The following is a 12,208-nucleotide window of genomic DNA, read 5'->3' as shown; positions in this document are numbered from 1 at the left end:
CCCCAGCCCCGCCTCAGCCGTCGTAGCCGCCGTCCCGGCCACCGCCTCGGCCGGCCGCCGCCGCCCCTGCCTCCGCTGCGGCGCCGTCACTGTGGTGGACGGGTCAGGTGGTCAGGTCTCGACGTCGTAGTCCGGTCAGGCCGGCGGCGGTCAGGGCGAGCGCCGACAGCAGCAGGACCAGCACCGGCCCCCACTCCATCTCGCCGCCGGGCAGCTTCGGCAGGTGGGCGAAGGGCGAGAGGTCCAGGATCGCCGACGGCGCGTTCAGGGCCGGGCCGATCCAGCCGAGGAGCAGGATCGCGGCGGCCACGCCCCAGCCGGCCGGGGCCAGCCGCGGAGCCCATCCGTACAGGACGACTGTCAGGGCGCCGACCGTCCACACCGCGGGCAGCTGCACCAGGCAGGCGCCCAGGACCGGGAGGGTCTGCCTGCCGTAGCCCGCCGCGAAGCCGAGGCCGGCCAGGAGCATGATGAGGGCCGCGCCGCCGAAGGCGATCGCCAGATGCCCGGCGGCCCAGCGCAGCCGTCCCACCGCGTTCGCGAGCACGGGTTCCGCGCGGCCCGAGGTCTCCTCGCCGTGCAGCCGGAGCACGGACGCGACGACGAAGAGGGACGCGATCAGCCCGAGCATGCCGATCATCGAGGCGAGGAACGCGTTCGTCAGCCCGGACTGCCCGCCCATCCGCTCGATGATCTCGCGGGCCCTGTCGTTGTCGCCGACCAGGTCGGCGGCGCCCTCGGTCAGGCCGCCGTAGACGACGCCGGCGAGGAGGAAGCCGACGCTCCAGCCCAGGACCCCGCCCCGCTGCAGCCGCCAGGCCAGGGAGAAGGCGCTGCCGAGCCGTCCGGTGGGGGGTCCGGGGAGGGTCGGCAGGAAGCTCATGCCGACGTCCCGGCGGCCGGCCAGGCCGTAGGCCAGCGCGCCCTGTGCGAGGATCGCCGCCGCGAACAGGCCCAGCACCCACCACCGTTCGTCCGCGAAGGCCCGCAGGTTCTCCAGCCAGCCGAGCGGCGAGAGCCAGGTCAGCGGCGACGAGCCGTCGTCCGTCGCGGAGTCGCCCGCGGCCCGCAGGACGAAGGCCGCGCCGAGGGCCGCCGCCGTCAGTCCGCGCGCCAGCCGTGCGCTCTGCGTCAGCTGGGCGACGATCGCCGCGGTCGTCGCGAACAGCATGCCCGCCCCGGCCAGGCCGAGGCCGAACGCGACGGCGCCCGCCGCCCCTCGACCGGCGAGGCCCGCCGTCACCAGCAGACCCAGGGCGGCGTTGGCGACGGCAGCCGCGAGCAGGGCCGCCGTCAGGGAGGCGCGCCGCCCGACCATGCCGGAGGCGATCAGCTCCTGACGGCCGCTCTCCTCCTCGTCGCGGGTGTGCCGCACGACGACGAGCAGGCTCGTCACCGCGGCGAGGGCGGCGGCGTACACGCCGACCCGCCAGGCCGTCAGCGCGCCGATCGAGTCGTCGAAGACGGGGCCGATCAGGGCGCGGAGGGAGGAGTTGGCGTCCATCTGCCGCAGCAGGTCGGCCCGGGCGGCGGGGGTGTCGTACAGGCCCTCGAGGCTGGTGGGCATGGACAGCACCATCAGGGCGGTCACGGCGACCCAGACGGGGATCAGCAGCCGGTCGCGGCGGAGCGCGAAACGCAGCAGCGTTCCGGTGCCGGCGAGTTGGGGCGCGGCGAGGATCGTCACTGTGCGGTCTCCTGGTAGTGCCGCAGGAACAGTTCCTCGAGCGTCGGCGGAGTCGACGTCAGCGACCGTACGCCCGACGCGCTCAACGACTTCACCACGGCGTCGAGTCGGTCGGTGTCGACCTGGAGGCGGACCCGTCTGCCGTGCACCTCCAGGCCGTGCACGCCCGGCAGGTGCGCCAACCCGTCGGGGGCGCCCGCGAGTTCGGCGGTCACGCTGGTGCGGGTCAGATGACGCAGGTCGGCCAGCGAGCCGGTCTCCACCGTGCGGCCCTTGCGGATGATGCTGACGCGGTCGCACAGCTCCTCGACCTCGCTGAGGATGTGGGAGGACAGCAGGATCGTCCGGCCCCGGTCGCGTTCCTCCGTCACGCAGCGCTGGAAGACCTCCTCCATCAGGGGGTCCAGGCCGGACGTCGGCTCGTCCAGGATGAGGAGGTCGACGTCCGAGGCGAAGGCGGCGACCAGGGCGACCTTCTGGCGGTTGCCCTTCGAGTAGGTGCGGCCCTTCTTGGTGGGGTCCAGTTCGAAGCGGTCGATCAGCTCGGCGCGGCGGGCGGCGTCGAGGCCGCCGCCGCGCAGTCGTCCGTACAGGTCGATGACCTCGCCGCCGGAGAGGTTGCGCCACAGGGTCACGTCGCCGGGCACGTAGGCGATGCGCCGGTGCGCCTCGACCGCGTCCTTCCACGGGTCGCGGCCGAGGATCTGCGCGGCGCCCGAGTCGGCGCGCAGCAGGCCCAGCAGGACGCGGATGGCGGTGGACTTGCCGGCGCCGTTGGGGCCGAGGAAGCCGTGCACCTCCCCGGCCTCGACCTCCAGGTCGAGTCCGTCGAGCGCGTGGGTGCGGCCGAAGGACTTGTGCAGTCCGGACACCGTGATGGCCTTCGTCATGAGGCTGAACGTACGCTGCTTTCAGAAATTTGTGAAGTTAAGGAAATGCGTGAACCGTCGATAGGATGGGGGCATGACCGAAACAGACGCGGACGGGCGGGACGAGGAGGCCGTGTCCCGGTTCGTCGAGTCCTTCGCCGCGCAACTCGTCGAGGCCGGAATGCAGCGCATGCCCGCCCGGGTCTTCGCCGCGCTCCTCTCCTCCGACGAGGGCGCGATGACCTCCGCCGAACTGGGCGCGCAGCTGATGATCAGCCCTGCCGCCGTGTCCGGCGCGGTGCGCTACCTGGCCCAGCAGCACATGGTCTCCCGCGAGCGCGAGCCCGGTTCCCGGCGTGAGCGCTACCGCGTGCACAGCAACCAGTGGTACGAGGCGCTGACCAACCGCGAGACCGTGCTCAAGCGGTGGGAGGGGGCCCTGCGCGAGGGCGTCGAGAGTCTCGGCGGCGACACCGCCGCGGGACGCCGGATGTCCGAGACGCTCGCCTTCTTCGAGTTCGTCGACACCGAGATCGCCGCCATGATGGAGCGCTGGCGACTGCACCGCGAAGCGCTCTTCGGAGACGGCTAGAACTCCGGTCCGCGGGAGGCCCCGGCCTCCCGCCGCACCGTCGAGCCCTGCCCGACCCTCCCGGGAGCCCTCCGAACCCTCCGGAACCCGAGGGCTCCCAGGGCGTTCGGCTTACTGGGCCGTCGGCAGCATCAGGCCCAGTGCTCCCTCCCGCACGGTCCACGTCCGCCGTCGTACCGGGCCGGCGACCGCGGCGTCCGCCCGGTAGCGGAAGTCGGCCCCCGTGACGGTCACCGTCCGGCCGTACGTCTGCAGCGGCGCGGCCTCCGCGCCCACCGACGACGGCCGCACCACCACCTCGGCCGTTCCCGAGGCGCCGGGCGTCACCGACACCGCCTCCACCGGCTGGTCCAGGTCGACCAGGGTCGTCCCGTCCACCTCGACCCGCAGCCGCGCCGGGCCGGCCGGAAGCGGGTCGGCGACCGGCCGGGAGGGCCGGGAGGGCCGGATGGGGACGAGCGTGCGGACCAGCGACTGCAGCCAGGGCCGCGCCGAGGCGTCAGCCGACTGGGCGCCGCCGGTCGTCGGCAGCGCGGGGATCCGCAGCGCTCCCAGCACCACCCCGTCGCTGTCGTCGACCAGCAGGTCCAGCCGCCGCCCGACGCCGTCCAGGACGGCCCGCGCCGCCGCGACCGGGCTCGTGGGCACCCCCAGGGCGTGCGCGATGCTCAGGGAGCCGCCCACCGGCACCACCGACAGCACGCACTCGGCCAGGGCCCGCTGCCGGTGCAGCAGGGCCACCGCCCGGGCCAGCGCGCGGTCGTCACCGATGACCACCGGCCGCCGCGAACCCCGCCGTGCCAGCACCCGGGCGAATTCCTCCGGGCCCTCCGGCACACACACCTTCGTGCTGGCCGCACCCGCGCTGAGCACGTCTTTCGCGATCCGCACGGACTCACCGTCCGCGCGCCGGGAGACCGGATCGATGATCACCAGCAGCTGATCGGACGTCGCGAAAGTCGCCACCTCGGTCCTGCCTCGCTTCCTCGGGTAGCATCTTTGTGCAAGAGCCCCTTGCGCTATTGCGCCAGGGGCTTCGTCTATTCCGGGGCATCCGGGTCCGACAACGGGCGACCAACGACGGTCGCGGCGCTCGCGGTGAACGCGGTGGAACGATCCATCGCGTACGCCCCTGACCTTGGACATGCCCCACCCGGAAGGGGTGTACGCGCGTGCCCGCACTTGTGCTGCTCGGTGCTCAGTGGGGTGACGAAGGCAAGGGAAAGGCCACCGACCTGCTCGGTGGCTCGGTGGATTATGTGGTGCGTTACCAGGGTGGCAACAACGCCGGCCACACGGTCGTCGTGGGCGACCAGAAGTACGCACTCCACCTGCTCCCTTCCGGAATCCTGTCTCCCGGCTGTACGCCGGTCATCGGTAACGGTGTCGTCGTCGACCCGTCGGTCCTGCTCTCCGAGCTGAGCGGTCTGAACGAGCGCGGCGTCGACACGTCGAAGCTGCTGATCAGCGGCAACGCGCACATCATCACTCCGTACAACGTGACTGTCGACAAGGTGACCGAACGCTTCCTCGGAAAGCGCAAGATCGGCACCACCGGTCGCGGGATCGGTCCGACTTATGCCGACAAGATCAACCGGGTCGGCATCCGGGTCCAGGACCTGTACGACGAGTCCATCCTGATGCAGAAGGTGGAGGCGGCGCTCGACGCCAAGAACCAGCTGCTGACCAAGCTGTACAACCGTCGTGCGATCGCCGTCGACCAGGTCGTCGAGGAACTGCTCGGCTACGCGGAGAAGCTCGCTCCGTACGTCACCGACACGGTCCTCGTGCTCAACCAGGCGCTGGAGGACGACAAGGTCGTCCTCTTCGAGGGCGGTCAGGGCACCCTGCTCGACATCGACCACGGCACGTACCCCTTCGTCACCTCGTCCAACCCGACCGCGGGCGGCGCCTGCACCGGCGCCGGCGTGGGCCCGACGAAGATCAGCCGGGTCATCGGCATCCTGAAGGCCTACACGACCCGCGTCGGCGCGGGCCCCTTCCCGACCGAGCTCCTCGACGAGGACGGCGAGGCGCTGCGCCGCATCGGCGGCGAGCGGGGCGTGACCACCGGCCGCGACCGCCGCTGCGGCTGGTTCGACGCGGTCATCGCCCGCTACGCGACCCGCGTGAACGGCCTGACGGACTTCTTCCTGACCAAGCTCGACGTCCTCACCGGCTGGGAGCAGATCCCGGTCTGCGTGGCGTACGAGATCGACGGCAAGCGGGTCGAGGAACTGCCGTACTCGCAGAGCGACTTCCACCACGCGAAGCCGATCTACGAGACGCTCCCCGGCTGGTCCGAGGACATCACCAAGGCGAAGTCGTTCTCCGACCTGCCGAAGAACGCCCAGGCGTACGTGAAGGCGCTGGAGGAGATGTCCGGCGCCCCGATCTCCGCGATCGGCGTGGGTCCGGGCCGGGACGAGACGATCGAGATCAACTCGTTCATCTAGCCGCGGCGAAGAGGCGTCGGCCGCGGCGAAGAGCCGTGGGCCGAGGTGATGGCGCCGTCGGCGCCCGTGCGGAGTCGTCGGCCCCGGTGTGGTGCCGTCGGCCCCGTGCCGTCGGCGGTACGTCGGGCTTGGGCCGGTCTTGGACATCCTTGACCGGCCCATGGCCTGTTCGCGGTTACGCCCGTAACTGGCGGAAGCAAGCATCTACGCGGGTAGTTGCCCCTCCTTCCCCACCAGTTCCAGGAGCCCCGAATGCCCCTCAACCCGACGAACGACCCCATGAACCGCCGTGAGTTCGTGCGGAAGTCGGCCGTCACCGGAGCGGCCGTGGCCGTCGCCGGAGCGGTCGGTTCCGGTACCGCCGAGGCCTCCACCGGGCCGCACGGCCACGCGCCCGGGAAGGCGCCCCGCACCTGGTCCTTCTCCATCCTCGGCACGACCGACCTGCACAGCCACGTCTTCGACTGGGACTACTACACCGACGCCGCGTACACGGACAGCAAGGGCAACTCGGTCGGCGTCGCCCGGGTCGCCACCCTCGTGAAGCAGCAGCGCGAGGCTAAGGGGGAGGATCGCGTCCTGCTGGTCGACGCCGGCGACATCATCCAGGGCACCTCGCTGGCCTACTACTTCGCGCGCGTCGACCCGATCACGGGGGCCCACGGCAGGAAGGGGCCCGAGCACCCCATGGCCGTCGCCATGAACCACATGCGTTACGACGCGGCCGCGCTCGGCAACCACGAGTTCAACTACGGCATCGACGTGCTGCGCAGGTTCGAGAAGCAGTGCCGCTTCCCGCTGCTCGGCGCGAACGCCCTCGACGCGAAGACGCTGCGTCCGGCCTTCGCCCCGTACACGGTGAAGAAGATCCGCGTCCCCGGCGCCCCCGACATCAAGGTCGGCATCCTGGGCCTGACCAACCCCGGCATCGCGCTGTGGGACAAGGACAACGTCAGCGGCCGGATGGTGTTCCCGGGGCTGGTGGAGCAGGCGAAGAAGTACGTGCCGCGGCTGCGCGCGCTGGGCTGCGACGTCGTCTTCCTGACCGACCACTCCGGCCTCGACGGTTCCACCTCCTACGGTGACGCGCTCCCGTACGTCGAGAACGCCTCCAACCTCGTCGCCGAGCAGGTTCCCGGCATCGACGCGATCCTGGTCGGCCACACGCACGTCGAGGTGCCGTCGTACACGGTCAAGAACGCGGAGACCGGCGAGGACGTCCTGCTCTCAGAGCCCTACTGCTGGGGCTACCGGCTCAGCGTCTTCGACTTCGAACTCGAACTGCGCCACGGGCAGTGGAGGGTGACCGGGAAGACGGCCCGGACCCTCGACCCCAAGGGGGTCGACGAGGACCCGGAGATCAAGAGACTGCTCCGCGCCGACCACGACCTCGTCGTGAAGTACGTCAACACGCCGGTCGGCACCTGCACGGCCGACCTCTCGGCGGCGGAGTCCTGCTGGAAGGACGTCCCCATCATGGACTTCATCCACGAGGTCCAGACGAGCACGGTGGCCGCCGGACTGTCGGCCGCCGACGCCGCCCTGCCCCTGATCTCCGTGGCCGCGCCCTTCAGCCGCACCGCCGACATCCCGGCCGGCGACGTCACCATCCGCGACATCGCGGGGCTCTACATCTACGACAACACCCTGTACGGCAAGAAGCTCACGGGCGCCCAGCTCAGGGACTACCTGGAGTACGCGGCGAAGTACTACCACCAGGTGCCGGCGGGCACGGCGGTCGACACCGCGACCCTCACCAACGCCAACAGCTTCTGGGACTACATGTACGACACGGCGGCGGGCGTCTCGTACGACATCGACATCGCGCAGCCCGAGGGCTCCCGGATCAGGAACCTCACCCACAACGGCGCCGCGGTCGCCGACGACCAGGTCTTCGTCGTCGCCGTCAACAACTACCGCGCCAACGGCGGCAGCGGCTATCCGCACATCGCGGGGGCCGACATCGCCTACAGCTCCACCAACGAGATCCGGCAGCTGATGATCGACTACGTGACGGCCAAGGGGGCGTTGGACCCGGCCGACTTCGCCGTCGCCAACTGGAGGCTGACGCAGGCCGGAACGGCGGTCTTCTGACGGGACCACGACCGGACGGCACGGGGTGACCGCCGGCCCCGACCGTGACCGAGGTCGGGCGTCCGCCCGTCGGTGTCGGGCGGAACCGACACCGACGGGCGGACGCCTCGTCCCATGTCCTCCTCGCCGCTCCCCCCAGGGGCAGGTAGGGAGAAATGCCGCATACGGGACTACGCTGAGGGTGACATCCGTGTGGGCCGACCAGAGGAAGGTGACTGCGATGCGCGTGATGCTCAAGGCGTGCATGGACACGGAGAAGGCGAACGAGGCCATCCGCAGCGGGACCCTGGGGAAGCTGATCCAGGAGTCGATGGAACAGATCAAGCCCGAGGCGGCCTACTTCACCACCGACCACGGCAAGCGCACCGCCTACGTGTTCTTCGACATGCAGGACAGCGCTCAGATGCCCGTGCTCAGCGAACCGTTCTTCCTCAACCTCGGGGCCGAGGTCACCTATACCCCGGTGATGAACGCGGAGGACGTCGAGAGGGGCCTGTCCCAGCTCGGCCGTTGACCGACGGCCGGCTCAGCTGAAGACGATCATCGATCCCTGCGCCAGACTCCGAGTCGCCGCCGCGTGCAGCCCGAGCCAGACATGCCGCTCGCGGGCGAAGGGGCTGGGGTCGTACGGCGCCGGAACAGCCGGCTCCTCCAACTCGGTGGGGCCGGCGGGCGGCTGGGGGGCCGCCGGAGGATTGGCCGGATCGATGCCGATGGACGGGGCCACGAACTCCAGTTCCCGGAGCAGCGACTGCGCGGAGCCCAGGGGGCCGCCGCCCGCGAGGAGTTCGTCGTTCGACAGCGGCTGCGGGAAGTCCACGGGGACGTACGCGCCCGCGTGGTCGTAGTGCCAGACCAGGTGGGACTGCTGGGCCGTCGCCTGGAACATCTCCAGGAGCTGCTCGTAGTCGCCGCCCAGCTCGTCCACCGGCGTCACCGGCAGCTGGCACACCTGGAGCAGGTAGACACGGCGCAGGAAGTGCAGCGCGTCGTAGTCGAAGCCCGCGACCGGAGCGACCTCGCCGGACAGGCCCGGCATGTACTGGTACACGGGAACCGGCGGGAGTCCCGCCTCCGCCAGCACCTTGTTGTACTGGGCGAGTTCGTCCGCGAAGGGGTTGTCGGGGGTGTGGCACAACACGTCGACGAGCGGCACCAGCCACAGGTCACAGGCCAAAGAGAGCTCCTCACTCAGTACGTTGACCGGTCAGGGAAGACTAGTCGGTGCGGCACGCGTCAGCTCCCCTCGTGCAGATCCCATACCCACACTCCGGCCACCCGCCTCCCCGGCCGGCCGACCAGTTCGTCCACCGTCTCACGCAGCCGGTCCGCGTGCCGCCGAGGGGCCAGCACCAGCGCGCCCGCCCGCCAGTGGGCGAGGTCCTCGCGGGCCTCGGCGCGGGCCTGGGCGTCGACCACCGGGACCACGCCGGTCTGGCGCACGTCGCGCAGCAGACTCGCCGTGAAGCGCAGCGGGACGCCGTAGACGCCGGTGCGGTCGCCTTCTCCGTAGGGGCCGTTGAAGTAGCCGCCGGGCATCCGGAAGCCGAGACCGGACGCCGTCTGCCAGTGCAGGGCCTCGGCGTCCTCCGGTTCGGCGAGCGGCACCGGGACCAGCGTCTCGCCGGGCCGGACGTACGCCTTCCAGACGCCGTCCGCGAAGAACGCGGGTGTCTCGGCGCGCGGCTCGGACCTCAGCGGCGCGGGGACGAGGGGGAGCAGCGCGACACAGACGGCGAGCAGCCCCGCGTACTGCGTGCCGAGCCGGCGGGCTCGGGCCAGCCGCTCGACCGCCAGGGCGAGCAGCATGCCGAGCGCCGGGGCGCAGACCAGCGCGACCCGGCTCTCGATGACCGACTCGAAGAGCGGGAGGCCGGCCAGCGGGGCCCAGGGGCCGGGCACGGTGACGCCGGTGAGGGGCACCGCGATGCGCGGGCCGAGGGACAGCACCGCCGCGGCCACCGCCGTGCAGGCCAGCGCCTTGACCGCGGGCCGTCGCCAGAGCAGAGCGGTGATCGCGAACGCGAGCAGGACCAGCGGCCAGCCGTAGAAGGCGTTCTGCTCGGTGGGGTTGAGGGAGAGCGCGTCGGCCCGGCCGGCGTCGCCCGCGATCAGCGAGCGCCCGGCGAACGAGACGAGCGCGCGCAGGGAGTTGGCGACTCCGGGCGCGGAGCCGTGGTCGATGCTCGTGTAGCTCTGCGGCCCGGAGAACTGCCAGGCCAGCGGATAGAGGACGAGGGGCAGGCAGACGGCTGCGGCGATCGCGAGACCGTTCAGCAGCGGGCGGGCCGCCGTGCGGGCCACGTCGGGGCGGACGGCGCCGTAGGCCACGGCGAACAGGAGCATGCCCAGGGCGGCGAGCAGCAGCGACTCCTGGCCCAGGAAGAACTGGTAGGCCGCCATCAGGCCGAGGACGACCGCGTCGCGGACGGTCCGTTCCCCGGTCGTCAGCCGCAGGGCGCGCTCGATGATCGGCGGGATCATGAAGAGCACGACGAAGTTCGGATGGGCGTTGGCGTGGCTGACCATCGGCGGGGCGAACGCGGCCAGCGCGGCTCCGGCGAAGGCGGCCGCCCGCTGCGTCACGAGCCGCCGCAGGATCAGCCGGTACCAGGCGACGGCGGTGGCGGCCAGGCCGAGCGTCATCACCAGGCTGAGCGTGACCGCGGGCCCGAACAGCAGGGTCACGGGTGTGAGCGGCACCGACAGGCCCGGCATCGTCGTGTTGGCCATCAGGTTCACGCCGCCGGGGAAGCCCTGGAGGTCGGTGAAGAGGGGGTTGCGCAGGTGGGCGACGTTGTCGGCGGTCACCGCGAAGAACCACTCCCACTGGTTCTGGTCCTGGAGGGAGTCGGTGAGCAGGCGGTGCGCCGGGTCGAAGAAGCGGCCGGAGAAGAGCGTGACGGCCAGCGCGAGGAAGAGGACGGCGGCCAGGACGTCCGCGGGTCTCGGCGCGGGGAGGCGCAGCCGGACGAGGTCGCGCAGGAAGCGGAGGTAGTCCGCCGGGCGGACCTTCGAGCCGGGCTGGTGCGACCAGTGCACGGGCACCTCGGCGACCGGCCAGTCCGCCTGCCGGAAGTGGCGCAGCACCTCCACGTCGATGGCCCAGCCGTCGAGGCGGGAGGCGGCGAAGGCGGTGCGGGCCTTGTCGCCGTCGAAGAGCTTGAACCCGCACTGGGTGTCGTGGGTCCCGGGCAGCGTCGTCCGGCGTATGAGCAGGTTGCCGGCCGTGCCGAGGAGTTCGCGGATCCGGTGCTGGCGGCTGCCGAGGGTCGCGCCGGGGACGGCCCGCGAGCCGATCGCCGCCGCGTGTCCGTCGGTGAGCGCCTTCTCCAGTCGCGCCAACTCCTCGACGGGGGTGGCGAGGTCGGCGTCCGTGACCAGTACCCGGCGGCCCCGGCTGGCGGCGACGCCGATGCGCAGGGCGTGGCCCTTGCCCCGGCGGCCCGTGCCGGAGCCGGTGACGAGCCGGATGCGTGGGTCGCGGCGGACGGTGACGAGTTCGCGGGTGGCGTCGGTGGAGCCGTCGTCGGCGACCACGATCTCCCAGCTGCCCCAGTGGCTCCCGGGGGCGTCCAGGTGGCGGCTGACCGCGTCCAGGGTGGGGCCGAGCCGTCGCTCCTCGTTGTAGGCGGGGACGACGACGGACAGCGCGACGGCCGGGGCGGTCGACGGCGCGGTGGGGGCTTGCACGGCAGGGGCGTCCGCCCGGCTCATCCCGCGGCCAGCCGCTCGATCAGGGTGATGGACTCGTCGTTGTACGCGGCGAGCATCCTGCGGGCAGCGACGGTGTCGCGGCGGTACAGGGCGTCGATGAGTTCGGTGTGGCCGGACCATAGGAAGCCGCGCAGATCGCTCGCCCGGCGCAGGTGCTGCACCGTGCACACCCAGGACTGCACGCGCAGCCGGTGCAGGAAGTCGGCGAGGTAGGCGTTGCCGAAGAAGGCGCTCAGCTCGCGCCAGAAGCGCAGGTCGTAGCCGATGAGGACGGTGAGGTCGCCGGCCGCGGCGGCCCGGCTCGCCTCCTCGCCGCGGCGGCGCACCCCGGCGATGGCGGCCGCGGTCCGCGGGTCCTCGAAGTCCCGCTGGTCCTGGCGGCCCCCGTCGAGGGCGATGAACATGCCCTCGATGATCAGGTTGCGCGCCTCGATCATGCCGCGGTAGTCCTCGACGGAGTACTCGTGGACCCGGAAGCCCCGGTGCTGGTCGGCGTCGAGGAGGCCCTGTGCCGAGAGGTCGACGAGGGCCTCGCGGACGGGGGTCGCGGAGACGCCGTACTGCTCGGCGATCTCCTTCACCGTGAACTCCTGCCCGGGCTGCAGCCGTCCCGCCAGCACCTCGTCGCGAAGCGCGTCGGCGATCTGCTGGCGCAGGGTGCTGCGCGTCACGGCGCCGTTGCCGGTGCTGCCGGGCATGGTCGAGGCGTCTCCTCGTCGGGTGCGGAAAAGTGGCGTGCTCGTCGTTATGTACGAGCACGCCACCTTACGCGTTCGACGAAATCAAGCCCCTT

General features: G+C 71.7%; 10 protein-coding genes. 4 read left to right on the top strand and 6 right to left on the bottom strand.

Annotation, left to right across the window (positions count from 1 at the left end; all coding sequences use genetic code 11):
* Positions 1-103: 103 nt before the first annotated feature.
* Positions 104-1,687, bottom strand: a complete 1,584-nt coding sequence (locus OHS82_RS20005; RefSeq protein ID WP_107105185.1) for an ABC transporter permease — start codon at positions 1,685-1,687, stop codon at positions 104-106.
* Positions 1,684-2,577, bottom strand: coding sequence for an ABC transporter ATP-binding protein (locus tag OHS82_RS20000; protein ID WP_328434235.1), 894 nt, complete (start codon positions 2,575-2,577; stop codon positions 1,684-1,686). Before OHS82_RS20000 ends, OHS82_RS20005 begins: the two co-directional genes overlap by 4 nt.
* 73 nt (positions 2,578-2,650) lie before the next feature.
* On the opposite strand from OHS82_RS20000, the gene OHS82_RS19995 reads away from it, so the two are divergent.
* Positions 2,651-3,148 carry a GbsR/MarR family transcriptional regulator gene (locus tag OHS82_RS19995; protein WP_266725144.1) on the top strand — a complete coding sequence of 166 codons (498 nt, stop codon included), beginning with the start codon at positions 2,651-2,653 and terminating at the stop codon, positions 3,146-3,148.
* 111 nt (positions 3,149-3,259) lie between these two features.
* Here the strand turns inward: OHS82_RS19995 and OHS82_RS19990 are convergent, their stop codons facing one another.
* Positions 3,260-4,114, bottom strand: coding sequence for a diacylglycerol kinase (locus tag OHS82_RS19990; RefSeq protein ID WP_328434234.1), 855 nt, complete (start codon positions 4,112-4,114; stop codon positions 3,260-3,262).
* A 206-nt stretch (positions 4,115-4,320) separates the two neighbouring features.
* On the opposite strand from OHS82_RS19990, the gene OHS82_RS19985 reads away from it, so the two are divergent.
* The 3 genes from OHS82_RS19985 to OHS82_RS19975 all read left to right on the top strand — a co-directional run bounded on the left by OHS82_RS19985 (position 4,321) and on the right by OHS82_RS19975 (position 8,212).
* Positions 4,321-5,604: an adenylosuccinate synthase gene (locus OHS82_RS19985; RefSeq protein ID WP_057577894.1), complete on the top strand. Its 1,284-nt coding sequence runs from the start codon at positions 4,321-4,323 to the stop codon at positions 5,602-5,604.
* A 252-nt stretch (positions 5,605-5,856) separates the two neighbouring features.
* Complete coding sequence (locus OHS82_RS19980) at positions 5,857-7,698, top strand: bifunctional metallophosphatase/5'-nucleotidase (protein WP_057577893.1); 1,842 nt, start codon at positions 5,857-5,859, stop codon at positions 7,696-7,698.
* A 220-nt stretch (positions 7,699-7,918) separates the two neighbouring features.
* A complete protein-coding gene (locus OHS82_RS19975) occupies positions 7,919-8,212 on the top strand; it encodes a hypothetical protein (protein ID WP_057577892.1) in 294 nt (97 codons plus the stop codon).
* Between the two features lie 12 nt (positions 8,213-8,224).
* On the opposite strand, the gene OHS82_RS19970 is transcribed toward OHS82_RS19975, so the two are convergent.
* The 3 genes from OHS82_RS19970 to OHS82_RS19960 are packed head-to-tail and all read right to left on the bottom strand — an operon-like array spanning position 8,225 to position 12,113.
* A complete protein-coding gene (locus OHS82_RS19970) occupies positions 8,225-8,875 on the bottom strand; it encodes a hypothetical protein (RefSeq protein ID WP_057577891.1) in 651 nt (216 codons plus the stop codon).
* Between the two features lie 59 nt (positions 8,876-8,934).
* Positions 8,935-11,415 carry a dolichyl-phosphate beta-glucosyltransferase gene (locus OHS82_RS19965; protein WP_057577890.1) on the bottom strand — a complete coding sequence of 827 codons (2,481 nt, stop codon included), beginning with the start codon at positions 11,413-11,415 and terminating at the stop codon, positions 8,935-8,937.
* The gene (locus tag OHS82_RS19960) at positions 11,412-12,113 is read right to left on the bottom strand and encodes a GntR family transcriptional regulator (protein ID WP_057577889.1); all 702 of its coding nucleotides are present in this window, start codon (positions 12,111-12,113) and stop codon (positions 11,412-11,414) included. Before OHS82_RS19960 ends, OHS82_RS19965 begins: the two co-directional genes overlap by 4 nt.
* Between the last annotated feature and the right edge of the window lie 95 nt (positions 12,114-12,208).

The sequence above is a fragment of the Streptomyces sp. NBC_00425 genome, assembly GCF_036030735.1.
GTDB lineage: Bacteria > Actinomycetota > Actinomycetes > Streptomycetales > Streptomycetaceae > Streptomyces.
The sequence above is the reverse complement of the archived record's forward strand: the minus strand, read 5'-3'. Positions and strand labels throughout refer to the sequence as shown.